Origin of the sequence: Stenotrophomonas sp. OVS01A (assembly GCF_019969775.1) — a bacterium.
Lineage (GTDB): Bacteria > Pseudomonadota > Gammaproteobacteria > Xanthomonadales > Xanthomonadaceae > Stenotrophomonas > Stenotrophomonas indicatrix.
Map to the genome: position 1 here is coordinate 236,073 of NZ_JAHXYV010000004.1, position 23,448 is coordinate 259,520.

A 23,448-nucleotide genomic window follows, 5' to 3' on the forward strand; every position below is an offset into this window, starting at 1 on the left:
TTGCATTCAACGCTTGATGCAAGACGCTTTCGGCATTCTCCCACGCTGTTAAGCCGCCCCAGACGCCGATGGCGCAAGGGCCCTCAGCGATAGATGAATATGCGACATGGGTCGTGATTGCCGGCGTAGTTGGCTGAGACGTCAGCGAGGCAATAACGACAGAACGCTGCGATTGGGCGATACAGCGTGGTGCTAGTCGAGCTCTATGAGAAAGCGCGTGGCCATGGCAGATGGCACCACAGACGCCCCGACCCGCTTCAGTTCAACCAGCCCATAGCCTTCCATCATCCGAAGGGTTCGAGAAAGGCTTGGAACCTTGCGCCCGCAGTGCTCGGACAGTTCGGTGAGCGACCTGGGTTGAAGTTCGCGCAGCAGTCGCAACAGCCGGCGGTTCTCATCGCTCAATACTGCGGCCAGGGAAGACAGGGTGGAGAAGGCTATCGCCCCCTCCGTAACCTGCGGTGGTGCCGATCTGTCCTTTCGTTCTCCGCCGATGACACAACGTCGGAAGGTACTTTGGACTGGCGAACGGCACGTATCGGAATCTGTCATCGGTGCGAGATTGCATTGGGACCGATAGATCATGTCTGGCCGAGCACGCGCTGGATTGAACAAACGGCGCATGGATGGCGCAACCGAAGTCTGTGTCAGCTTCCGGCCAGCCGCAGAAGCACGAGGCTCACGATCACGCTTGCCTCACCCGTTCGGGGCAGGCGGGGACCCGAGCCTGCCGGCAGACTGGCGACCTTATCCTTGGAAGGACAACGCAATGAGTACCTCCAACCGCAAGACGGCCAGCTTCGGCGTGCCGTGGGAATCGGCCTATGGGTATGTACAGGCCGTGCGCGTGAACAATTCGATCTTCGTGTCGGGCCAGCTCTCGCACACGCCGGAGGGACAGCTGGTGGCGCCGGCCGCTCTGGGCGCTGATGGAAAGCCTGCCAACTTCGACACCATGGAAGCGCAGATGAAGCGCACCTACGAGAACGCGCAGGTGTTGTTGGCCGAGCTGGGTGGATCGTTGGCGGATGTGGTTGAGGAAACCCTGTTTGTCATTGATGTGCCTGCGGCGTTCGCCGCCAGCAGCAAGGTCAGGCCTGCCGTCTATGGCCAGCCTGTTCCCCAGGTGGCCAGCAACCTCATCGGGGTTTCCGCGCTCGCTTTCCCCGAACAGTTGATCGAGATCGCGTTCCGCGCTGAAGTGCAGCCGTAACCGTACCCTGAAGCGAAGGAGCACCCCGCGCTGACATGGAAAGCCCGCGGGCGCATTCACGCCCGCAGGCCTTCCTCACGTTGGCTCCGCAACTTACATGCCCAGGTCGGACAGCCCCGGGTGATCATCCGGGCGGCGCCCCAGTGGCCAGTGGAACTTGCGTTCGCTGTCCTTGATGGGCATGTCGTTGATGCACGAGAAGCGGTGCTCCATCAGACCATCCGCGCCGAATTCCCAGTTCTCGTTTCCATAGGAGCGGAACCAGTTTCCAGAGTCGTCGCGCCATTCATAGGCGTAGCGCACGGCGATGCGGTTGCCGGTGAATGCCCACAATTCCTTGATCAGGCGGTACTCAAGCTCCTTCTTCCACTTTCGGGCAAGGAACTGCCGGGCTTCCTCGCGGCCGTTGGTGAACTCGGCGCGGTTTCGCCACTGGGTGTCGAGCGAATAGGCAAGCGCCACTTTGTCGGCATCGCGGGAATTCCAGCCATCTTCTGCCAAGCGAACCTTCTGGATCGCCGATTCGTGAGTGAACGGGGGAAGGGGGGGACGGGGTGCTTCTGCGGACACGGTGGGGCCTCCAGTGGAAATGGATGAACGGGGTACTGCGGCGGGATTTCGGTTACTGCGTCGTTAGCGCGTGGCTTGCTTCAACAACAACTGCGCAACGTCCCTTGCGGTGTCTGCGGCGTCGTAGTCACCCATCACGCGCGATACGGTGATGGCGCCTTCCATCAGAAGCAGCAGCTGCTGCGCCAGAACGGCCGGCTGCGCGATGTTCAGTTGCCCGGTGAGCTCCAGCGTGTAATCGAGCAGTTTCTGCTTGTGGTGCTTGGCGATCCTGCGGATCGGGTCGTGCGAATCGCCGACCTCGCCTGCCGTGTTGATGAAGGCACAGCCGCGATAGCCCTCGGACTTGAACCAACCTTTGAGCACCGTGAACATGCCCAGGATGCGCGCTTCCGGGCTGCCGGCCTTGTCGCATTCCTGCCTGAACCAGTTGAGCCAGCGCACGTCCCGCGCGTTCAATGCGGCTGCGGCAACCTGGTCCTTGTTTTCAAAGTGTCGGTAAATGCTCTTGCGCGCAACGCCAGAGGTCTTCACCAGAAGATCCATGCCGGTCGCATGTATCCCGTTCTGGTAAATCAGCGCCTCCGCCGTGTCCAGGATCTTCAGTCGGGTGTCGGTCGTTGTCTTATCCATGGCGACAAGGTAGAACGATCGTTCTACCTTGTCAACCAGCGATTACACATCAGCTCTGCGGCACAGTTGCCGAAGGCGACCTGCCAGGTAATCCGGACATTTCCACAACCTGTAGCGCCCGGCCGGGTTGACGAATATCTGCTCGGATTGCATGCACACGCCAGCTTCCGCTTTCGGCCAGAAGCTGACATCGCCAGGCCCTTTCGTGGCTTACAGGAGCATTCCTCCTGAGGCCTCAATGCGCTGACCGGTAATCCAATGACTGCCTCCCGCCAGCAGGTTTGCCACGGCCATGCCGATGTCGTCGGGGCGACCCGTACGTCCCATCGCCGTGTGCTGTGCCACGTAGTGGTTCACGGCGGCATCGTCGCGCACTGCACCGCCGAAGAAGTCGGTCTCGGTGGCGCCAGGGGCTACGGCGTTGACCGCGATGCCCCTCGGTCCCAGCTCGAGCGCGAGATAGTGGGTGGCGGTTTCCAGTGCGCTCTTCATTGCTGCGTACACCAGGCTGCCCGCAGCCACGTGGCGGGTCAGGCTGGTGGAGATGTTGATGATGGCGCCGCCATCGGCCAGCTGCGGCGCCAGCAACTGGGTCAGCAGCAGTGGCGCTTTGAAATGCACGCGGTACAGCAGGTCGATGTCATCGCCGCGGATCTCACCGAACGCCGATGGTGCGTGCAGCCCTGCATTGTTCACCAGCTGTTGGAAGTGCGATGCACCCCAGCGCTGCAATTGTGCCCGCACAGCCGATGCGAAGGTCTCCAGTGATCCAACCGCATCCAGATCCAGCGGCAGCATCGCGGCGCGTACGCCATAGGCTTCGATCTGGCGCAGGGTTTCGGCGGCCTGAACCTGCTGATGCTGGTAGGTAATCATCACGTCGCTACCCTGCCTGGCCAAGTGGAGGGCAATGCTGCGGCCAATGCCGCGGCTGCCGCCGGTAACCAGGGCGATGGTGCGCGGGGTATGTACGCTGTTCATGGCGGCTTTGTCTCGTGAAACGGAGCGTGACATGCTGCGCCCACGGTGCCGTCCGCACTTGCCCAATTGCACACGATCCTTGCCCGATTCCCCTGCTACCTGTGATCGCCAAGCCCCGCTGCGTGCATTAGCGCTGCAGGCGCAGGCGGTGCTGCGCGCACGCAGCCTGGAAGCGGAGCCGCTGCTGGAACTTCTGCCCGGCGCTTGGCTGGCGCGTACAGGATCAACGCGCGCTCCGGCCCCGGCTCTGTACCGTCCCGCGGTGGCGGCGGTGCTACAGGGGGCCAAACAGGTATGGGTGGGCGATGCGGTGCTGGAATATCGCGCCGGCGATGCACTACTCACCCGTCAGCCCGTTCCCGCTCGCGGGATGGTGGCCCGGGGCAACCACCAGACGTATTTTCTGGGGCTGGTGGTGGAGTTGGACACCGTCTTGTTGCGACAGTTGCTGAGCCAGTTGGGCAACCCACCTACAGGCCAAGCGCCTCATCCTGCGCCATTCAGTGTGGTAGCGCTGGATTCACCCGTACTGAGCTGTCTGCTGCGTCTGCTGGAGCTGGCCCTCGACACGCCCGACGCCCAGCGGCTGCTGTGGCCTGCCCTGCAGCGTGAGCTGCTGTTTCGTCTGTTGCAGGGTGAAGCAGGGCCAGCACTGCTGGCGATGGCCCAGCCATCTCCCTTGGCACGGCGGATGGCGGGCGCGATTCGCACCCTGCAACGCAGCTTCCGGCAACCGCTTGATGCGGCCGCGCTGGCCAGCCGTGCAGGCATGGGCAGCGCGCTGTTCTATCGGCATTTCCGTGCGGCAACGGGCCTGTCACCGCTGCAGTACCAGAAGCAGCTGCGCCTGATCGAGGCACGTCGCCTGCTGCAGCGGGGCGGCACCAGCATCTCCGCCACCGCGTTCGCCGTGGGCTACGAGAGCCCTTCTCAGTTCAGCCGCGAGTTCAGTCGGCTGTTCGGCCACGCACCGCGCGAGGCTCTCCCGCCGATCGCTCGATGAGTATCAGCCTTGCTCGGCCACTTGGCGCTGCAGCATCGCGATTCCGGCTTCCAGCGTAACCGCCGGACGATAGCGAAGCTCGCTGCGTGCACGGCTGTCATCCAGCGTGACCTCCACCGCTGAAGATGCGAACTCCTGGCGGGTCATTGGCGCACGCAGAGGCAGCCGCAGTCTGCGGAACAGGTCATCCAGTCCGATGAAAACACGCAGCAGCGCACGCGGCACCTGTTTTTCAGGCGGTTTTACGCCATAAGCCAGCAACTGAGCGCCAATCAGACGGCGGAACGGCACGGGCGCACCATCGCAGATGTGGTAGACACGGCCGCCCGCACCACGCGTCAAGGCGCAGCAGACCGCTTCAGCCAGGTTGTCCACGTGGGTGGACGAGGTGAGGTAGTGCCCGCCGTCGATCCAGGCGAAGCGGCCGCTGCGTACGGCCTGCAGCAAGTAGGGCATAGCGGTCGTGTTGTCGCGGCCCCAGACGAATCTTGGTCGCAGTACCTTCACTGCGAAATGCGGTGTGGACAGCGCGATCGCCACCCGTTCTGCTTCAGCCTTGCTCGCGCCGTAGATGCCTGCTGCGCGCGCCGGATACTGATGGTCCTCGCGCGCCTGTTGCAAAGGCGCACCGGTGGTCAGTGCCGATTCGCTGCTCAGCACGATCGCCACCGACACACCCGCAGTACGGGCGGCCGTCAGCACGTTGCGGGTGCCTTCCACGTTGGTCTGCCACTGGCTGGGTGAAGCATTTCGGTGGTCGGTGTCGGCGGCCGCGTGGATCAGCGCGGCGCAGCCCTCCATCGCCGCAGCGATGCCGGGGTCCAGCAGATCGCCGTGTACCGGCTGGGCGCCCAGCGCCTGTACCACCGCCGCCGCCTGGGGGCTGCGCACCAGCGCACACACGTGGTGACCGTCTGCACACAGGCGGCGAATCAGATTGCGGCCCACGTAGCCGCTTCCTCCGGTCAGGAAGAGGGTGGAAGAACTCATCAGGGTTACCTCGGGGGAGAGAACGGGTTCAGCGCGGCGGCGTCTCGATCAACGCGCCAATGTCCTGCAGCAGCTGCTGCCGCTGCGCGGCCGGCCACTGCACGTAGTCCAGCGACTCCAGCAGCTTCATACCCTCCAGCGCGAGGTATGCCAGCAACGCGCTGCGTGGGTGCGTGGCCTGCTGCTGGATCTCGGCCAGGATCTGCGCCTGGTTGTGCTGGATGGGCGCGCGCAGCTGTGGATCCTGGGCCATGGCCGCGCACAGCGCCAAGGCCACCGGCTGGAATGCCTCGGGAAAGGGCTGGGCCGCTGCGGCAATACGACCGCGCAGCAGCGCATCCTGGTTGAACCCCTTGGCCGCCTCGCGGTTGAAGGCGTTGTCGCGGGCCACCGCACGTTCGACCACGGCCTGGATGAGACCGGCCTTGGACTGGAAGTCGTAGACCACCGAGGCCTTGCTGACCCCGGCTTCGGCGGCCACCGCATCCAACGTCAGGCGCGCCGCCCCCACGTGGGCGACAACGCGCTCGGCAGCATCAAGGAGCTGCTGCGGATCAATACTTTTGCGACGGCCCATCACCGGGTTCCATATTTAACCATCCGGTCGATTATAAATATGGATGCGATGGTGTAAAGCCCTCTGGGCGGCCTACAGCGCGTCGTAGAGTGCGCCAGCGCCTGCTGCATCCACTGCTGGATGTTCGCTTCGCGCTGCCGGTGGCGCGCTCGACCGGCAGCCGTCAGCTTCACCCGCACCTTGCGCCGGTCGTCGGTTTCCTCCTGCTTGTCCACGTAGCCAGCACCTACAAGACCTTTCAGCAGCTGGGTCACGGCCGCAGTGGAAGTTTCGGTGCCCTCTGTCTTCAACCTGACGTGCGATGGAGCATCAGCAGGAAGAGCAAGCTCCGCGTGAGCGTGGGCAACTGCTGCAGCAGGCGATCATTTCGGGGAACGCCTACTTCGACGAGAGCGGCTCGACGGATATCGAGCGGCGCCGCAAGACGGCGCTGTTGTATCGGGCAACGCTGGAAATCAAGCTCTGAACGGTCATCGACGATCGGCGCGACCACGAGACTAAGGAGATGGCCTGACCTGCGCAATGTCTGCATTCGGACAGATCGGTCGTTCACCTCCCGCAGGGGGCCCGGGTGTCCGCCACGACCAAGCCTGAAAAGGCCGCAATCACCCTCGCATCAACCTACACAACGGTTCCATGGGATGATGCGGTGCCCACCGGACGAGCGACCATGCAGAAGCTGACGGACCCCAATCTGCTGGACGACATCGCCGAGATTGGTCGAATCCAGGCCGTGCCGCGAATCCTGGAGACCGTCGCCCACATCACGGGCTCACGATTCACGGCTATTGCCCGCGTGACCCAGACAACCTGGACCGCGTGCGCCACCTTCGACACCCTGGGGTTCGGGCTGGTTCCTGGCGGCCAACTGGTGCTTGAGACCACCATCTGTGACGAGATCAGGCAGTCGGCGACGTCAGTTGTATTTGCGCATGCAAGCGTGCACCCGATTTACTCCCAGCATCACACGCCACGGATCTACGGGCTTGAGAGCTATGCGTCCGTTCCCATCCATCGGCCAGACGGCAGCTTCTTCGGCACGCTCTGCGCGATTGATTCGGCACCGGCCAACTTCGACGTAGCCCACGTCCAACGCTCCATGGAGCTGCTGGCCGACCTGGTAGGAAGCTACCTCGACAAGGAAGATCGCCTTGTGCGAGCGGAATCTGCGCTCTCCGACGCGCATCGTGTCGCCGACCTGCGCGACCAGTTCATTGCCGTGCTGGGTCATGACCTGCGCAGTCCGCTGCAGGCCATCAGCATCGCCGCAGATTCGCTGGCATGTGAGGCGGGCACTGAGCGCCAGCAACGGATGCTCGCGCACATCACCTCCGGCGTTGCCAGAATGGACGGACTGATCAACGACGTGCTTGATTTCGCCAGGGGACGTCTGGGCGGCGGCATTCCCATCGCGCTGCAGCTGACAAGCACGCTGGAAGAAGACCTGAAACGGGTTGTGGAAGAGGTGGCAATCGCCACCGGCCGCCAGGACATCAAGGTCCACATAAAGATAGACGACGACGTGGTCTGCGACCCGAGCAGATTGGCACAGCTCCTGGCCAACCTGCTCACCAATGCAGCGGTACACGGAGAGCGCTCGTCCCCGATTACGCTGACCGTCCACTCCGAGCCGGAAATGCTCACGCTCGACGTACACAACGATGGACACATTCCATCAGCGAGGTTGGACGCGATTTTCAGCCCATTCTCACGTGAAAAGAGTGAGCGTCCGCGGCCGGGTCTCGGCCTCGGCATCTACATTGCGTCGGAGATCGCGCGGTCCCATGGCGGCACGTTGGAGGTGGAGTCCAGTGCGGCCGCCGGCACCTTGTTCACGTTCAAGATGCCCAGGCTGGAGCTTCCGTAGCGGTCTGCCGCGACCACGTCCGCAGCCTTCAACCGGGTTTCATTTGCGGGCGTGTCGCGCGTCTTTTTCATCCACGTCCTTCGCAGCCGCGCGACTCTGCGCGAACTCCGGGAACGTTTCTTCGATCGAGTCCTTGTCCGGCAGCACGTAGAACACGCCGCCTTTCTCGAACGTGGGATGCACGATCTGCTCGTAGAACCCGGGCGAGACATTGATGCAGCCGTGGGTGACACGGTTGTCGTCCGGCGTGGCCGATGCCAGTCGTTCGCTGCGCTTCTCTTTCGGGGTGCCCGGGGGAAGCGGGTGCATTGAAACGGCGGAATCGTAGTCCACCCACAGAACGCGTCCGGCGTCCTCGGACGGGCCATAGGCGCCAATGAAACGACCAGCCGGGGTGGTGCGGTCGTGGCCGGGAATCGCGCTCAGTGCGAGCTTGGCGACGCCGGGTGCCGAGTGATCGCCGATGGCCGAACCAAACAGCGCTGGCGCTGCGCCGCGCAGCTTGCCGTCACCGCCGAAGACCAGGACCTGCGCAGCCGCCTTGTCCATGATCGCGAACGGATAGCCCTGGTTGTCCTTGCTGGCCACGACCCAGCCGGCCAGTTCAATCACCGTATCGGACACCTCCTGGCCCTGCGGAAGTTCATCGGCGGCGGTCGCCGTTTCCGTGGGTGCGTCCTTGGCTTCCTTGGCGTTCCTGGCGCTGGCTGCGCCGGTTCCTGCCAGTGCCAGCGCGATGGCCAGCGTGGCCGATACGGCCCGGTGTGCAGGGAGTGAGTACGTACGAATGGGACGGCTCCTTCGGATGACGACCGAGAGGCTGAAAGACACCAGTGGCCGGTGAAGGCCACTGGTGTCTGGTTCAAGCGTTCATCAAAGTGGGTGGGAGAGCGGTTACCCGCGCGGCTTGCGGCCGGGGACCCTTTCGAGCTGCTGCACGCGGCCTTCGATCTGATCCAGACGCTGGTTGGCCTGCTGTGCAGACTGGTTGGCCGATTCGGCGCTCTGCGCCGCGCCCTGCACCTTCACGTCGAGCTGGTCGAGACGCGAGTTGATCGTTGCAAATTCGTCTTTGTAGGTGGCGCAAGCACCGAGGCTTACGGTAGCAACGATGGCTACGGTGACGGCACGTGCCGCGTTGATTTGCTGCTTGGTCAGGAACATTCCACTCCCTCCTTCGTCTGGGGAGTCTGGAATATAGCGGCGTTTGTTCCCGCCGCTGCGAAGTGCTTTCAGCTGCAGTTGGAAGACGTGGATGGCCTGTGAAGGTCGCGCAATCAGCAATCCTTAACAAGCGGGAACAAGCGAGCTCTGCTGCATCGGTTGATGCCCTTGTGCCACTTCAATCTCTCCAATTCATCAGCCTGAAGCCGACTCATGTTGTTCCTCTCAATGGGCGCAGATGAGCGTGGCGCACAACATCGACGCGCGCACCGCGGTTTCGTGCGTGCAGGCCTCATAGCGATCAGCTGCACGAAGCGATCAGGCACCCCGGACTGCATTTCGTGGGCTACTGCATGGTCTTGTAGATCCTCACGCGGGGAACCACGGTCAAGCGGTGCCGCAAGCTGGCAGATAACGCGATTCCAACTCAAAGGGTATAGGTCATCGATTCCAGCATCAGGCGCATTCCTGCCTCAGCCGCTTCGCGATTGGCCTCGACCGTAGTAGTAGACGCATAGCAGGACCAACCGCGACCACAGCCCCGGATGGCCACCAGTTGCACCCGTTCGCGTTTCGGATGACCTGCGGGGAAACGGTCGTCCTGGAACCGGGTCGAATATGCCTGGATGGAAGGAGAAAGCTCGAATGCTGAATACGTGGGAGTCTCCAAGGGCGCCACGTCCTGCTGCGCTCCATATTTCGCAGATGCCCACTCCGACAACGTGACCGCCTGATCGACGAAGGCAACGTCCACCCTGAGTTCAAGCTCGATCTGCCCAGGCCGCTTCAAGTCGGCTTCGACATGCAAGTAGCGGTTGTCCGTCTCTTCGTCGAATCCGGCCCATGCCACAGACCAGTTTCCAGGCAGCTCCAGCCTCAGCCCATCGACCGTGTATCTCTTGGGCGAAGCAACATCGGCACGAGGCGCGGGCTGCGGCGCGGGCGTGCGGCTGCAGGCCACGGCAGCCGTTGGCAGGATCAGCGCGATGGCAAGCAGTAGGTGGTTCAAAGGACGCTTCATATGAGCTCTTGGGTGGCGTGCGCGCAGCACGAATCAGTCCGCGAACGTGGCGGTTTCCAAGATCTTTCGAATGCCCGCTTCCGCGGCGTTGCGATTTGCCTCCAACGTCCAAGTGGAGGCGTAGCAGTTCCACTCCACGCCGCACCGCTTGACGGCCAACACGTGCAGGCTTCGGGCATACGGTTGGTCGTCTTCGAAGAGCTTGTGCCGGAACTGCGTTGCATGAGCCTTCACGCCTGGCGCCAGCTGGTAGGCGGAATACTTGGGCGGTCCGTAGTTTTGGCTGTCCCCCACATCCAGTGAGTACAAATGGGCGGCCCAATCCGGCAGCGAGAGGACCTCGCTCGTGTGGATGAGAACGACCCCCACATCGAGGGTCAACACTTCGAAACGGGTCTTGTCGGCTTCGATGAACACCCGTCGATGGTTTTCCCCGTCACTGGGATGGTCTTCTACGACTGTCCAGTTCCCGGGCACCTGCATCTTCAGCCCGTCCTTCGTGTACGTCCTGGGCGAGGCAACGTCTGGTGGCGCAGCTGGCTCGGCGACGAGGCCCTGCGAAGCGGCCACGGCAGGAGCAAGACAGGCGACACAGATGAGGCTTTGGAGCAGGAAAGGTCTCACGCGCATTCCTAGGGCGGATAGTGGCCGCGGATGGTAGAGAGGGCACGAATGAGTCGCCATAGGAAAATTTGTAAATCTGCCTTGGTGCCGCAGCAAACCGAAGATCGGAAAGCAGAAAGGCGACGAGACCTCCCCTTCTGCGCTGACGCAACAATGCGTGTTCGCCCACATGACGTGTCGAGAGTTCCCTGAACAGGAACCTCATTCATGTACCGGTCAGTTCAATATTCAGGGCCGATTTCATCAACAAACGGATAATTCACACCTGTCGAACGCCTCTCCTCCCTCCCCTCCCGAGGGGCGTTCGACGAAACCAAAATAATGAAAGGTGTATCCCGATGATCAAGAATTCGCTGCTTGCCCTGGGTCTGTTGGCCGCGCTGCCGTTCGCCGCATCGGCTGCCGATGGCCTGTCGTACAACTACGTTGAAGGCGGCTACGTGAACACCGATGCCAAGGGCGGCGACGCTGATGGCTGGGGCGTGAAGGGCTCGGTCGCCGTGCATCCGAACTTCCACATCTTCGGTGATTACAGCAAGCAGGAAACCGACACCTTCAAGAACGATGTCGACCAGTGGCGCATCGGTGCCGGCTACAACTACGGCATCGCACCGAACACCGACCTGGTGGCTCGTGTTGCATACCAGAAGTTCGACATGAAGCACGGCCTGGACTTCAACGGCTACTCCACTGAAGTGGGCGTGCGCACCGCGTTCAACCCGTACCTGGAAGGCTATGCGCTGGCCGGTTACGAGGACTACAGCAAGAAGCACGGCATCAACCCGGACGGCGAGTTCTACGGCCGTGTCGGCGCCACCGCCAAGTTCAACCAGAACTGGGGCCTGAGTGGCGAAGTGAAGCTGGCCAAGGCCGGCGACCGCGAGTGGTTCGTGGGCCCGCGCTTCAGCTGGTAACAAACGCCTGTCGTTAGTGCGTGTAACTGGCGTGTGATCTCTCTCCCACACGCCAGCGAAGCCCGGCCTCGTGCCGGGCTTCTCTTTTTCCGGCATCGCTTTGCCACAATGGGGCATGGGCGATCCCTCCACTCCCGCTGGCACCGGCTCGGCCTACCAGGAACACCTGGCGCCTGCGCCGCTGCGTGGCCAGTTCGGCCAGCTCTGGCAGAGCCAGTTGCCTGCTGACGCCAGTGGCAACATCACCGTGCTGCCCGATGGATGCGTGGACATTCTCTGGCGTGATGGTGCGCTGTTCGTGGTGGGACCGGACCGTACCGCCGCACACCCGCAACTGGCCCCCGGGGCACAGGTGCTGGGCGCGCGGTTCCGGCCTGGGCAGGCATCGTCTGCGCTCGGCATCGACTTGTCCGGCATCGTCGGCCAAGCCGTGCCCCTGATCGAATTCAATACCCGCTGGGCGACTCAGGCTGCGGCCTGGATCGGTGACGCCGCGCCCGACCAGCGCCTGCAGCGCCTGGCTGACAGCCTGCAGCGGAACATGCCGGCGGCCGTGCTGGACGAACACACACGCCGCGCGCATGCGCTGTTCGCGCACGCTGCCAGAGGCGATGCCAGCATCGACGCACTCGCCGCACAACTGGCCATGAGCCCGCGCACCCTGCGTCGCTTCAGCCAGACACAGTTCGGTTACGGGGCAAAGTCGCTGGAGCGGATCCTGCGTCTGCAGCGGTTCCTGCGCTGCAGCCAGACCCAACCCGCGCACAGTCTGGCGATGCTGGCTGTGGAGGCGGGCTATGCCGACCAGGCCCACCTCAGCCGCGACGCCCGCGAGCTTGCCGGCCTGACGGCAAGCGCGCTGCGCCAGCAGTGGGGACGTTGATGGCCGTTTCGTTCAAGACCCGGGCCCGACCCTGACCGATGCTGGGCGCTCCAACCACGGAGCCGCACCATGAGCCACGCAGACACCACCGCTGCCGAACGCCGCATCGACAACATCGAATTCAACGTCGCCGACATCGCCCGCAGCAAGCAGTTCTATGGGCAGGTCTTCGGCTGGTCCTTCACCGACTACGGCCCGGCCTATACCGAGTTCGATGACGGCCGCCTCAAAGGTGGATTTGTCGCCGACGAGGCAGTGACGCCCTCAGGCGGCGCGCTGGTCATCGTGTACTGCGTGGACCTTGCCGACGCGCAGCAGCGCATCCTCGCAGCGGGCGGCGAGATCGTGCAGGCCGTGTTTGCCTTTCCCGGCGGCCGTCGCTTCCATTTCCGCGATCTGGACGGCTACGTGCTGGCGGTGTGGAGCGACGCCAGCTGATCCGTCTGCCTCTACAATCCGCCAATGGAAACGCACATCGATGCCTATGTGAGGCAGGCCGACGGCAACTGCATCAAGGTGATGCTGTTCAATGGCCGCTCGCGGGCCTCGCTGCAGACGCTGGGATTCACCGCTGGCGAAGAAGACACCCTCACCCTGCCGGTCCCCGACGATGCAGCCAAGGCCGCCGTCTTCCTCCGCCTGCGTGATCTCGGCGTGGCCTTCTCGGCGGGCAGGGAGTGGTGTCCGGCCGACGTGTTCGAGCATCTTCGCGATCGTGGTGCCCTGGAGGGACCCTACCTGCGGGTTGCGTGGCGCACGCCGCAGCAGTTCACCGTGACCACGGTGTAGCCACAGCATGGATGTGATCGAGATCGCTGGAGCGAATCTGCTGCGCGATGCTGCGGACGGCTGGCAGCTGCAGGCGTCGGTGGTCTCGCAGGACCGCATGCGGCTGGCCTGCATCCTTCGTGTCGGGCAGCGCTTTCGTGTCGAGCGGTTCCTGCGCGGACACATGCGGCCGCAGTGGCACGGAGAGTGGTGGTTACAGCAGCCGCAGCACTCGATCACCGACAGCGGGCTGCAGGCCCATGTGCTTGCCGATGAGTGGCTGGCGGCGGCCGGCTGACCACCGCGAACTGAGAACCGCTCCGTCGCCGGCAAGGTCGTTCCGCTATGATCGCCCGCACATTGCCGCAGGCGATGTGCCCGCCTCAAGCCAGCAGGAACCATCGTGAACGCCCAGCCCGCACCCATCACCGCCCTCAACCACACGCTCGACAACGAGCCGCAGCAGATCACCGCGCCGCTGACCCATTCGGCCGCGTTCCTGGTGCTGACGGTGAAGGACGATGCGGCGTCGCTGGCGAAAGTGCGCGAGGTGCTGGCCAGCACCGATGACCTGATCAAGAACACCGCCGTCCGCGAGATCGAGCGCACCTTCACCTGCAACGTGGCCATCGGCCACCGCGTGTGGGCGCCGCTGGTGGGCAGTACGCCGCCGCGCGAGTTGAAGCCGTTCCAGGAAGTGAAGGGTGCGACCCACACGGCAGTCTCCACGCCGGGCGACCTGCTGTACCACATCCGTGCACGCACGATGGATCTGATCGTGGCCTTCGAGCGCAACCTGATGATGGCCTTCGGCGATGCGGTGGACGCGGTGGATGACGTGGCCGGTTTCCGCTACTTCGACGGCCGCGACCTGCTCGATTTCGTCGACGGCACGGCCAACCCCGAAGGCCTGTCACTTCCGGAGGCGACCATCGTCGGCGACGAGGATCCCGACCATGCCGGTGGCAGCTACGTGGTGGTGCAGAAGTACCTGCACAACCTCGATGCCTGGCGTGCGCAGAAGACCGAGGCGCAGGAGGCGATCATCGGACGCACCAAGCACGACAACATCGAGCTGGACGACGCACCGGCCGACGCGCAGAAGTCGCACAAGACGCTGTGCACCATCGAGGATGCCGACGGCGAGCACGAGATCCTGCGCGACAACATGCCCTTCGCCAATCCGGGGCGCGGCGAGTACGGCACCTACTTCATCGGCTACACGCGTCGGCTGTGGGTGATCGAGAAGATGCTGGAGCGGATGTTCATCGGCAATCCGGCGCCGCTGCACGACCGCATTCTCGATTTCTCCACCGCGACCACCGGCGTCACCTTCTTTGCGCCCTCGCGCAAGGTGCTGGCCGACCTGGGCGACTGATCACGCCGGGTGGGGCAGCCAGGTAGATCCACGCCATGCGTGGATGGATCAACCGGTTGCCCGGAACAGCCACGCATGGCGTGGCTCTACTGCGCCGCCATCTGCCTGTCATCTACGGCGCCGACCATGACGCGTTGGGATGGACGTGGAGACGTGGGTGATGGCTTCCGCAGGAAACAAGCGCACCTCGCGCCGTGGCTGGCGCCCGTTGGCATGGTTGCTGGGCCTGTTGGCGCTGGGGAGCGCCAGCGTGTCCGCACAGGACGCGCCTGCGCATTGGATGGCCTATGCCGCCTCCGTCAGCGGCGAGTTGCAGCAGCGTCTGCAGCAGGAGCAGGATCCGCACGCGCAGCGCCTGCTGGCCTGGCTGCAGGAACACCCCGATGCGCCGGCGCCGTTGGTGGTGAGCGTGTGGATCGCCGGCGATGGCGCTATCTCGAAACTGGAATTCGACAGCCTGGGTGATGCACAGGTCGATGCCGATCTGCGTGCGGCGCTGCAGGCCACGCCGTTGCCGGCGGCGCCGCCGAAGGACATGCGCCAGCCACTGCGATTGGGGCTGACCCTTACCCAGTAGATCCACGCCATGCGTGGATGCCGGGCATCGGTAGACGCCAACCTTGGTTGGCGCTCACCTGCCGACCAAGGTCGGCATCTACCAAACGCAGCCACGCATGGCGTGACTCTACTGCGCAGGTACTGCCTGCGGCTCGCGCGCGGCGGCGCGCCACGCCCGCAGCCCGAACAATGCCAGGCCCAGGAAGAACACGTACAACGCAGCAGTCACGTGCAGCGATTTGAACAGATAGGCGCCCACGTAGACCACGTCCACCACGATCCACACCCACCAGCAGGCGGTGTGCCGGCGGGCCTGCCACCATTGCCCGACCAGGCTCAGTGCGGTCAGCATCGCGTCCAGCCACGGCAACGCTGCATCGGTGAAGGTGTGCATGCCGGCGCCAAGCGCCACGCCGCCACACAGGCCGATGGCCAGGTCGCGCAGCAGCTTGCCGCGCGCCAGCGGCACGATGCGGATGCTGCCTTCATCGGCGGCGTGCTGGCGCCAGTTGATCCAGCCGTAGACCAGGAAACCACCAAAGGCGACCTGCAGCAGCGTGTCCGAGTACAGCTTGGCTTCGGCGAACACCGCGCCGTACAGCGCGACCGACAGCAGGCCGACCGGCCACGCGGCCAGCCGTCGCTTTGCCATCAGCCACACCCCGAGGATGCTGAAGAGCGCGGCAGTCCACTCGAGCGCGACGCCGCTCACAGCGCGAACGTCACCGACAGGCGCGCCTGCCGCGGCGCACCCGGGAACAGGTAGTAGTCACCGCCGCTGCTGCCGGTGTCGCGCCAGTAGAAGCGGTTGAACAGGTTGTCCACCGACAGGTTCCAGCTGACCGCACGGTCGTGCAGGCGGTGCTGGAAGCGCAGGCCGGCGTCGAACACCGAGTAGTCCGGTGCGCGCACACCGCCGTCGGCGCGGGCCACGTTGGAGGAGGCATAGCGCCAGCCACCCGTCACATCCAGGCCTTCAACGAACGGCAGCGCGTAGGCCAGGTGCACGCTGGCGCGCACCTTGGGCACGTTCACCAGCTGATGGCCTTCATAGGCTGGGGTGCCGGTGTCGCGTGCGCGCGCCTGCAGCACGCTGGCGCTGGCGACGATCTGCAGCGCGTCGGTCAGCTGGCCGTTGGCGGTCAGTTCCAGGCCGGTATGGGTCTGCTGGCCTTCTTCGACGAAGGTGTAGCCGACGTCGCTGCCGTCGGGCTTTGCGTACTGGTAGGGCTGGGAGGTGCGGAACACGGCCGCGCCCAGGGTGAGGGCGTCCACTGGCACGTACTTCACGCCCACTTCCAGCTGCCGCGACTGCATCGACGGCAGGAAGGTATCGGCGTTGGACGTCCAGAACGGTGCTTCCTGGCCCAGCGAAATGCCGCGCACGTAGCTGGCGTAGGCGTTGAGCTGGTCGGTGGCTTTCCACACCAGCGCGGTCTGCGGCAGGAAGCGCGAGAGGCGGCTGTGGCGCTGCGGCGTGCCGCGCTTGTCGTAGGCGCGCTCGTCCAGGCGCACGAAGCGGCCGCCGGCCAGCCACTGCCAGTCATCGCCGAAGCTCATCCGGTCCAGCGCGAAGAACGCGGTCTGCCGGCTGTCCAGGCGCCGTGCCGATGCACCCGGCATCTTCGGCGAGGGCTCGAACACCGGCACCTGCACGTCGTGGATGTTGCTGGTGCCGACGTACTCGTTGACGCTCGGGCGCTTGTCGATGGTGCGGCGGAAGTAGTCGGCGCCGATGCTCAGCTGGTGGCCGACGCTGCCGGTCTCGAAACTGCCGCGCAGTTCGGCACGGGCCTGCTGGTTGCGGCGGGTGTCATCCGGGCTGCGGTAGTCGTAGATGTCGTAGTCGCCGTTGGGGGCGAAGTAGTTGCCCGGCACGCTGCCGTCTGCGCACCCTGCGGTGTAGTAGCAGCCGTAGGCGAAGGCGACGTTGTCATCGATCACCGAGCGGCTGTGGCCGAACGAGACGCGCGACTGCCACGCATCGTTGAAGTCATAGGTGTGCAGCGCGGTGATGTTGGTGCTGGCAATGTCCACCGGCCGCTGCCACGGCTGGTAGCCGAGCAGGCGTTCGCGGTCGACGCCGCGCGGCAGGTCGCGCGCGCCCAGCAGCTGGAAGCCGGACACCGAGCGCTGCGCGCTGGTCTGGTAGTTGGCATCCACTTCCAGCTTGCCGTGTTCGCCGATCAGCCAGTCGGTGGCCAGCGAATAGAAGTTGCGCCGACCGTCGGCATGCTCGACGTAGGAATCACTGGCATCCCAGGCCGCGTTCAGACGCACGCCGAAGCGCGGGGTCAGCCAGTGGCCGACATCCACGGCGGCATAGCGCGAGCCTTCCGAATCGGTGCCCAGGGTGACCGTGCGCACTTCCGCCGGGCGCTTGCCCACGTAGTTGATGATGCCGCCGGGCGCCATCACGCCAGCCGCCAGGCCGGCTTCGCCCTTGAGGATCTGTACTTCCTGGATGTTCTCCAGTGCCAGGCGCTGCTCGCCGGCGATGGACATGCCGTTGAAGCGGTAGCCGGTGGCCGCATCCAGCGCGAAGCCGCGGATGGCGATGTTCTGGTAGTAGCCCACCGGCGCATAGGCATCGCCCAGCGAGGCATCATTGCTGGCCAGCTCGGACAGCGAACGCACCTGGCGGCGGTCGAGGTAGTCGCGCTCCAGCACGTTCACCGAGGCGGGGGTGTCCTTCCACGAGCCGCCGCCGAAGGCGTTGACGCGCGAGGTGTCGGCCTTCGGTTTGCCGGCCTGCACGCGCACCGCCGCCAGTTCGGTGGGTGAGGAGGGCGCATCAGCAGCGTCGGTGCCTGCCTCGCTGGCGTACAGCGGCAGGGCGGCGCACAGGGCGAGGGCGAGCAGGGTGGGGCGCAGGCAGCGGTTCATTCGATTCGTCTTCAGACAACAAGGGAGACGAAGCGACGGCGCGCAGGTGCACCGGCCCATGACGGGGGTGTGGCTGCGGCTCAAAGCTCCCTACGCCGGTGCAAACCGGATCAGGTTCCAAGGGACTCTCTCAGCCTGGCAGATCCAGGCACCCCCGCTTCAGGTGACCATTTCACTACAAATGGTACGGATTTGCGAGCTACCGCCCTTCAGCCGGGGTCAGATCCCTTTCCAACGGAAAGGGATCTGACCCCGGCCGAGCGCATCATCGACGCATGGCGTCGATCTACTGAGTACCCCGCGTGTTTGCTGGCTCGCGGCTCACGCGGCGGCGTGCAGGGCCGCCAGCAGGGCCTGGCCGGGGGCCGTGGCGAACCACGCCGGATGCCCGAGCATGAACGGCTGCCAGGCCACATCGGCGTTCGCGGTCGATCCGGTGACGCCCTCGAAATACTCCACTTCGGACAGAGCGAAGTCGAAATGCACCATCGGCAGCAGGTCCGCCAGCAGGTGCACGCGCGTGGGCGACAGCGGCAGTTCCTGCCGATAGCCGTCCAGCAGGGCCAAGGCGATGTCGATGCGAACAGCATCGGTGCCGCGCTCCAGTTGCAGCCAGGCCACCGCGTTGCGTTCGATCGCGGTGGCCAGGTCGAACAGCGCGCTGGTGGGCGAGGCCAGGCCGAAATCGAGCACCGTGGCAATCGTGCCGTCGTCGTTCCACAGCAGGTTGGAGACGTGCCAGTCGTTGTGCGCCCACAGCCGCGGTTCGTCCTGCAGGCGCGCGGCCAGGCCGTGGTGCCACGGCAGCACATCGCGGCGCAGCTGTTCTTCCCAGGGAATGCGCGCCAGGTAGCGGGCCAACCCGGGGCGGTTGCCGAGGTCGGCCTTCAGCGCGGCGATCGGGTCATCGGCGCGGATCAGGTCATCGCGTGCCACTAGCAGATGGGTACTGCGCTGCGGGGCGTGGTAGCTGGCGGCCGCGCGGTGCAGCGTGGCCAGCACGCGCCCTGCCTGGTGGGCCTGGGCAATGTCGGTCAGTGGTGACCATGACGGCAGCTCGCGATACAGGTCCTTGCCGGCGCCCACCGCATGCAGTTCGTAGGTCCACTGGCCGTGTTCGCGTGCGGTGCGGCCGTCGTTGCTGGCCAGCACCTGCACCACCGGCATGCCGGCAGTTGCCAGATGCGCGATGAAACGGTGTTCTTCTTCCAGGCTTCCAGCGCTGCGCACACTGTGGTGGTGGCGCTTGATGAAGACCGGACCGCCGGTGCCGTCGACGATGGCCGCGGCCGACAACGGGCGCGGGCTGTGCCAGCGCAGCGTGCTGTCCGCGCCCAGCTGCGGAAAGTGGCCACGCAGCCAGGTGATCTCCTGCGCGTCGATCGCCGGCCAGTCGGCGACGACCTCGTCGTTGTTGAGGCCCTGCACGCGATGGGGGGAAGAAGTCATGCCACGGCCGCTGGTGAGTAGAGGAACATCCAAGGCTGCGCATTCAACGCCATGGACGCCACAGACGCAAACGGGCGGGTCATCGACCCGCCCGTCAGGGACGCCACGTGCGGCCTGTGGCCGGCGTGCTTACCAGCCGCGATGACGGCCGCGGTCGTGGTAGTAGCGGTTGTCATGGCGCTCGCGCTGCCAGCGACGGTCATCGCGGCGGTCGTAGCCATAGCCGCGGTTGTAGCCCCGGTCATAACGGCGATCGTAGCGACGGTCATAGCGCCCGTCGTAGCGTCGATCATGGCGGTCGGAGGTGGTCAGGTTGCCGATGGCGCCGCCGGCAACCGCGCCGCCGACGGTGGCAGCCGGGTCGCCGTTGGAGATCAGGTGACCCGCCACGCCGCCGACGACGGCACCGACCACGGTGCGCTTGTCCTTCCTCGACATCGCGCTGGCATCACTGACCACGGCCACGCCGGCAAGAAGTGCCAGGGCCATCGCCAGACCACGGAAGCTGAGTGCGGAAGTGCTGAGCATGTTGGGTTCTCCTGTGAGGTGCATGCCACGGTGGGCAGAGAGGGCGCTGGGCGCCCCGGCTGCCGTAGGGACCACGCTGGTGCCCGGACATTGCCGGAACATTGCGCGCGATCCCCGTGCAGCTTGCGCATTCATCTAGCGTCAGGCGGCATGAAGCGAGGCTGAAAGCGCGGCGGCCGCTCAGCTGCCAGAAAGGAAAAGGGCCGCAGTACGCGGCCCTTCCCCTGGTTTCCCCTGCCTGGCCGGGCTCAGTGGCCCATGGCGCGCTGGGCCTGCTTCACCTGCTCCTGCTGGGCGTCCTGCTGCTGCAGGACATTCGGTGCACCGTGCACCGCACCACTGCTGAGTGCCATGCTCTGCTCGCTGGCCGCACGGGTGTCCACCGCCGCGCGGCAGGCAGCCGGGTCACCGGCGGTGCCCTGTACGGCAAACATGCGCTCGCCGTTGGTGCTGGGCACCACCGAATCGATGCGCTGCATGCCGCTGGCCTGCGCTTCCTTGGTCAGTGCAGCGGCGGCGGCCTCCAGTGCATGGCGGTCCTTGAAGGTGCCTGCCGGCAGGCCTTCCATGCCCTTCACGGCCTGGTTGTACATCGGGTTCTGCGGATGGCGCTCGTCATTGAGCAGCGGGCGCTCGCGCGCGTCCTTGATCGCATCCAGCGTCTTCGGGCCGATGATGCCGTCCACTGCCAGACCGTTGTCCTTCTGCAGCTGGCGCACGGCAGCCTCGGTGTTGCGACCGAACTTCCCATCCTCGACCAGCGGCTTGCCGTCGGCACCCACATACCCCAGGTGGCCCAGCTGTTCCTGCGCCCTGCGCACATCCTCGCCGTGCGCACCCTGCTTATGTACTTCGTTGCTGGCCTGCGGCTTTTCCTGCGGGGACGGCTTCGGCTCGGCGGCGCCCTTGGCCTGCGCCTGCTCATGCGCCTGGCTGCGGTTTTCCAGAAGGTCGCGTGCCTGGTGCAGCGGATCGGAGGCGAACAGCTTCCAGTTGGGGTGGTCCTTTACCTGCTTGAGGTAATCCTCCACCGGCATGGTATGCACGCCCAGCTTGCCGGTGGACTGGCTGATCAGCAGCTTGTCGGTGTTCGGGTCTCGCACCACCATCACGATGTGGTCGATGCCGTTCCAGTGCTCGTGCTTGGTCTTGGCCGTATCCAGGCCGATCACCATGCCTTCCTTCAGCGCACCCGGCTTGAGGATGTCGTCGCGCTTGAGCAGCACGCCGGAGTCCTTGTAGGCGTCATGCACGATACCGCCGGAGCCGGCGAAGCCCAGCTTGATCTTGTCGGCGTCGGCGAACACCGCATGGCCGGCCTTCTGGTTGATCTCATCCTGGGTCTTGTTGAGCATCGTGCCGACCCAGCCGGAGCAGTCGATGTAGCCTTGCTCGACGTTCTTGCCGGTGACACCCTTGCCACGGTAGTACTGGCTGGATTCGATGTTGATCGCGTACTTGACGTTGTCGTACTTCACGCCGGCGTTGTAGGCCGCATCCAGCGAAATGCCGGGTGCATCGGGCTTGGCGGCAGCAGCCGTGGCGGTGGCGCCGATGGCTGCGGCACCGGCGGCGACGGCGGCCTGCGCGGCGGGGGTCACGGTCTGCGTCGGTACGGCCTGCACCGGCGCCGGACGCGCCTGGGCCTCGGTGATCGGCGCGATGTTCTTTTCCGGGATGCTGATCGCGTCGTACTTGCGGTCGTAGTACTGGGCGAAGGTGCTGGCCAGGTCGCGATCATTCATCGTGCGCATCTCGGCGCGCGTATGCCCGGTCAGCGCTTCTACGTCACCGCCGATCTGGCCCATGATGCGCGGGCGCATGTCGATCGGATCGCCGTGGCCGTCGCGCACCACGCCGAACGTGCCGGTGGCGATCGCGGTCTGGATCGAACCGTAGCCGGCCGCACCCTGCTGGTGTGCCAGATACAGGTCAAGGCCGCTCGGCTTGTCATCACCGGACAGGTAGGGATGGCCGGTGCGGTCATGGCGCTTTTCCATGTCCACCAGGTTGCGCTTGAACATCTCCGCTGCCGCTTCGGTGTTGCGGGTCGGGTCGTACTCGTGGCCGGTCAGGCCGTACTGCCTGGCCGACGACGGCAGGAACTGGAACAGGCCCTTGGCATCGGTCTTGTCGTTGTGCGCGCGCTCGTTGAAGCGGCCACCGGTCTCGATGTGGGCAAAGCGCAGGAAGTCCTCGCTGGCGATGCCCTTGCGCTGTGCAACCTGCTCGATGATGTCGAGAACTTCCTTTTTGCTGTAGTCACGTTGTGCCATGACACTTCCTCTGGGGTTGATGGAGCGGCCTTTGCCGCGATACGCCAACCGGACTCATCCGTGAGTCTTCAACATGTCGGTCAACAGGTGCTGCGGGGTGGTGCGTCTTACTTTTCGACGTAGGCCTTGCGGGCGGCGTCGTAGTGGTACTGGCGCGCGTCGGCCGCACCCAGCGCACGGGTCTGTCCCGGGCCGGAAATGGTGGTGCCGGTGGCGGTGACGGTGATGGTGGGCAGGTCGCTGCCGGCGACGGCGCTGAAGGCCAGTGCGCCCCGGTTGCTGACGCACGGCATCACCTGGCCCTCGTCGCAGGCGGCTGAATTGTCTTCGCCGGTGATTACCGTGCCCGCGCTGGCCCAGACCTGGCCGTCTTCGGACTTCTCGTAGTCCGGGTTGAATACCAGCACGGTGTAGCTTTCGATGCTGGTACCGGTAGCGAAGGTGCTGGTCGGCACCGCCAGCACCAGCTTGCCGGCCGGAGTGCGGTATTCCAGCGGCTTGCGCTTGCTGTCGATGTCCGGCGCGGTGCCATAGGCGCCGACGGTACCGATCCACGGTTCGGCGCCCTTGAACACCCAGGGACGATCCGGCTTGTCGCCGGTCAGGGTGAAGGTGGCCTCGGTCAGGGTGACCTGGCTGTCCGGACCGGCTTCGTCTTCGCCGGGCTTGCCGTACTTCTGCGGTGTGTTCCAGGCAAAGCCGGTGTAATAGCGGGTGCCGGCCAGTTCGAAGGCATGGCCGAACCAGAAGGTGGCGACACTGCCATTGGCTACTTCATACGAAACGGCGCCATCGCCGTCGACGTCGTAGATGAAATACAGCACGCTGCCGGCATCGGGGGGCGTGGCGGTGGCCTTGGTGGCGGGTGTGGCGGAGCTCTGCATCGGGGCAACATCCTGTCGTGGCGCGGTGGCGCCCTGTGGTGACGCGGTCGAAGGCGAGGGGGTGCAGGCACTGGCAAGCAGCGCAACGAGCAGGCCGGCGAACGTCGCACACAGGCGTGGGCGGACACGGGCCAAGCGGGATTCCGGAAGGATCTTCATGCACCTCTCCATGGTTTGCGGGCGTCGGGCAGGAAGGCCAACGCAGAACACGCCCCGCCCTCGATGAGGGGGAACGTCGTGATGAGCCGGTCGATTCCTTCGACCTCGCATAGGAAAACCCA

General features: G+C 64.9%; 28 protein-coding genes and 1 riboswitch. Of the genes, 11 read left to right on the forward strand and 17 right to left on the reverse strand.

Annotated features, from left to right (window positions below; translation table 11 throughout):
* Positions 1-192 precede the first annotated feature (192 nt).
* The gene (locus tag LC407_RS20865; protein WP_199776064.1) at positions 193-405 is read right to left on the reverse strand and encodes a helix-turn-helix domain-containing protein; all 213 of its coding nucleotides are present in this window, start codon (positions 403-405) and stop codon (positions 193-195) included.
* Positions 406-769: 364 nt separating this feature from the next.
* Here LC407_RS20865 and LC407_RS15765 point away from each other — a divergent pair, with 364 nt between their 5' ends.
* Positions 770-1,213 (forward strand): Rid family hydrolase, encoded by a 444-nt coding sequence (locus LC407_RS15765; protein WP_025875920.1) that lies wholly within the window; start codon positions 770-772, stop codon positions 1,211-1,213.
* 93 nt (positions 1,214-1,306) lie between these two features.
* Here LC407_RS15765 and LC407_RS15770 read toward each other — a convergent pair whose 3' ends face one another.
* The 3 genes from LC407_RS15770 to LC407_RS15780 all read right to left on the reverse strand — a co-directional run bounded on the left by LC407_RS15770 (position 1,307) and on the right by LC407_RS15780 (position 3,397).
* The gene (locus LC407_RS15770) at positions 1,307-1,783 is read right to left on the reverse strand and encodes a nuclear transport factor 2 family protein (protein WP_223483169.1); all 477 of its coding nucleotides are present in this window, start codon (positions 1,781-1,783) and stop codon (positions 1,307-1,309) included.
* A 63-nt stretch (positions 1,784-1,846) separates the two neighbouring features.
* A complete protein-coding gene (locus tag LC407_RS15775; RefSeq protein WP_032978050.1) occupies positions 1,847-2,416 on the reverse strand; it encodes a TetR/AcrR family transcriptional regulator in 570 nt (189 codons plus the stop codon).
* A gap of 210 nt (positions 2,417-2,626) precedes the next feature.
* Positions 2,627-3,397 carry an SDR family oxidoreductase gene (locus LC407_RS15780; RefSeq protein WP_032978053.1) on the reverse strand — a complete coding sequence of 257 codons (771 nt, stop codon included), beginning with the start codon at positions 3,395-3,397 and terminating at the stop codon, positions 2,627-2,629.
* Between the two features lie 148 nt (positions 3,398-3,545).
* Here LC407_RS15780 and LC407_RS15785 point away from each other — a divergent pair, with 148 nt between their 5' ends.
* Positions 3,546-4,400 (forward strand): AraC family transcriptional regulator, encoded by an 855-nt coding sequence (locus tag LC407_RS15785; RefSeq protein ID WP_223483170.1) that lies wholly within the window; start codon positions 3,546-3,548, stop codon positions 4,398-4,400.
* A gap of 3 nt (positions 4,401-4,403) precedes the next feature.
* On the opposite strand, the gene LC407_RS15790 is transcribed toward LC407_RS15785, so the two are convergent.
* The 3 genes from LC407_RS15790 to LC407_RS15800 are packed head-to-tail and all read right to left on the reverse strand — an operon-like array spanning position 4,404 to position 6,257.
* Entirely contained in the window at positions 4,404-5,390 is a 987-nt protein-coding gene (locus LC407_RS15790; protein WP_223483171.1) for an NAD-dependent epimerase/dehydratase family protein, read from the reverse strand.
* 28 nt (positions 5,391-5,418) lie between these two features.
* Entirely contained in the window at positions 5,419-5,967 is a 549-nt protein-coding gene (locus tag LC407_RS15795) for a TetR/AcrR family transcriptional regulator (protein ID WP_223483172.1), read from the reverse strand.
* A complete protein-coding gene (locus LC407_RS15800; protein ID WP_263292347.1) occupies positions 5,967-6,257 on the reverse strand; it encodes a winged helix DNA-binding protein in 291 nt (96 codons plus the stop codon). Before LC407_RS15800 ends, LC407_RS15795 begins: the two co-directional genes overlap by 1 nt.
* An 11-nt stretch (positions 6,258-6,268) precedes the next feature.
* On the opposite strand from LC407_RS15800, the gene LC407_RS15805 reads away from it, so the two are divergent.
* Positions 6,269-6,433 carry a hypothetical protein gene (locus LC407_RS15805; protein WP_154231504.1) on the forward strand — a complete coding sequence of 55 codons (165 nt, stop codon included), beginning with the start codon at positions 6,269-6,271 and terminating at the stop codon, positions 6,431-6,433.
* Positions 6,434-6,637: 204 nt separating this feature from the next.
* A complete protein-coding gene (locus LC407_RS15810; protein ID WP_223483174.1) occupies positions 6,638-7,834 on the forward strand; it encodes a HAMP domain-containing sensor histidine kinase in 1,197 nt (398 codons plus the stop codon).
* Positions 7,835-7,873: 39 nt separating this feature from the next.
* Here the strand turns inward: LC407_RS15810 and LC407_RS15815 are convergent, their stop codons facing one another.
* The 4 genes from LC407_RS15815 to LC407_RS15830 all read right to left on the reverse strand — a co-directional run bounded on the left by LC407_RS15815 (position 7,874) and on the right by LC407_RS15830 (position 10,643).
* A complete protein-coding gene (locus LC407_RS15815; RefSeq protein WP_032978312.1) occupies positions 7,874-8,572 on the reverse strand; it encodes a hypothetical protein in 699 nt (232 codons plus the stop codon).
* Positions 8,573-8,728: 156 nt separating this feature from the next.
* Positions 8,729-8,998 carry a hypothetical protein gene (locus tag LC407_RS15820; RefSeq protein ID WP_025875897.1) on the reverse strand — a complete coding sequence of 90 codons (270 nt, stop codon included), beginning with the start codon at positions 8,996-8,998 and terminating at the stop codon, positions 8,729-8,731.
* Positions 8,999-9,425: 427 nt separating this feature from the next.
* Positions 9,426-10,019, reverse strand: a complete 594-nt coding sequence (locus LC407_RS15825) for a hypothetical protein (protein ID WP_218788350.1) — start codon at positions 10,017-10,019, stop codon at positions 9,426-9,428.
* Positions 10,020-10,052: 33 nt separating this feature from the next.
* Positions 10,053-10,643, reverse strand: a complete 591-nt coding sequence (locus LC407_RS15830) for a hypothetical protein (protein ID WP_218788352.1) — start codon at positions 10,641-10,643, stop codon at positions 10,053-10,055.
* A 341-nt stretch (positions 10,644-10,984) separates the two neighbouring features.
* On the opposite strand from LC407_RS15830, the gene LC407_RS15835 reads away from it, so the two are divergent.
* From LC407_RS15835 to LC407_RS15865, 7 genes are all read left to right on the forward strand, one after another.
* Positions 10,985-11,557, forward strand: coding sequence for an Ax21 family protein (locus tag LC407_RS15835; RefSeq protein ID WP_025875896.1), 573 nt, complete (start codon positions 10,985-10,987; stop codon positions 11,555-11,557).
* A 115-nt stretch (positions 11,558-11,672) separates the two neighbouring features.
* Positions 11,673-12,440, forward strand: a complete 768-nt coding sequence (locus tag LC407_RS15840) for a helix-turn-helix domain-containing protein (RefSeq protein WP_223483175.1) — start codon at positions 11,673-11,675, stop codon at positions 12,438-12,440.
* Between the two features lie 69 nt (positions 12,441-12,509).
* The gene (locus tag LC407_RS15845) at positions 12,510-12,878 is read left to right on the forward strand and encodes a VOC family protein (RefSeq protein ID WP_025875894.1); all 369 of its coding nucleotides are present in this window, start codon (positions 12,510-12,512) and stop codon (positions 12,876-12,878) included.
* Positions 12,879-12,902: 24 nt separating this feature from the next.
* A complete protein-coding gene (locus LC407_RS15850) occupies positions 12,903-13,229 on the forward strand; it encodes a hypothetical protein (protein ID WP_223483176.1) in 327 nt (108 codons plus the stop codon).
* Positions 13,230-13,236: 7 nt separating this feature from the next.
* Complete coding sequence (locus tag LC407_RS15855) at positions 13,237-13,506, forward strand: hypothetical protein (protein WP_223483177.1); 270 nt, start codon at positions 13,237-13,239, stop codon at positions 13,504-13,506.
* A gap of 105 nt (positions 13,507-13,611) precedes the next feature.
* The gene (locus tag LC407_RS15860) at positions 13,612-14,586 is read left to right on the forward strand and encodes a Dyp-type peroxidase (protein WP_223483178.1); all 975 of its coding nucleotides are present in this window, start codon (positions 13,612-13,614) and stop codon (positions 14,584-14,586) included.
* Between the two features lie 160 nt (positions 14,587-14,746).
* Positions 14,747-15,163: a TonB C-terminal domain-containing protein gene (locus LC407_RS15865; RefSeq protein ID WP_032978314.1), complete on the forward strand. Its 417-nt coding sequence runs from the start codon at positions 14,747-14,749 to the stop codon at positions 15,161-15,163.
* A gap of 108 nt (positions 15,164-15,271) precedes the next feature.
* On the opposite strand, the gene pnuC is transcribed toward LC407_RS15865, so the two are convergent.
* The 6 genes from pnuC to LC407_RS15895 all read right to left on the reverse strand — a co-directional run bounded on the left by pnuC (position 15,272) and on the right by LC407_RS15895 (position 23,326).
* Positions 15,272-15,856: a nicotinamide riboside transporter PnuC gene (pnuC, locus tag LC407_RS15870; RefSeq protein WP_025875884.1), complete on the reverse strand. Its 585-nt coding sequence runs from the start codon at positions 15,854-15,856 to the stop codon at positions 15,272-15,274.
* Positions 15,853-18,030, reverse strand: coding sequence for a TonB-dependent siderophore receptor (locus LC407_RS15875; RefSeq protein ID WP_080150307.1), 2,178 nt, complete (start codon positions 18,028-18,030; stop codon positions 15,853-15,855). Before LC407_RS15875 ends, pnuC begins: the two co-directional genes overlap by 4 nt.
* A 70-nt stretch (positions 18,031-18,100) precedes the next feature.
* Positions 18,101-18,196, reverse strand: a riboswitch (TPP riboswitch).
* Between the two features lie 155 nt (positions 18,197-18,351).
* Entirely contained in the window at positions 18,352-19,479 is a 1,128-nt protein-coding gene (locus tag LC407_RS15880) for a phosphotransferase (protein ID WP_223483179.1), read from the reverse strand.
* A 129-nt stretch (positions 19,480-19,608) separates the two neighbouring features.
* Complete coding sequence (locus LC407_RS15885) at positions 19,609-20,007, reverse strand: glycine zipper 2TM domain-containing protein (protein WP_025875877.1); 399 nt, start codon at positions 20,005-20,007, stop codon at positions 19,609-19,611.
* A gap of 248 nt (positions 20,008-20,255) precedes the next feature.
* Positions 20,256-22,283, reverse strand: a complete 2,028-nt coding sequence (locus LC407_RS15890; RefSeq protein WP_223483180.1) for a peptidoglycan-binding protein — start codon at positions 22,281-22,283, stop codon at positions 20,256-20,258.
* A 107-nt stretch (positions 22,284-22,390) separates the two neighbouring features.
* Positions 22,391-23,326, reverse strand: a complete 936-nt coding sequence (locus LC407_RS15895) for a hypothetical protein (protein WP_189487045.1) — start codon at positions 23,324-23,326, stop codon at positions 22,391-22,393.
* Between the last annotated feature and the right edge of the window lie 122 nt (positions 23,327-23,448).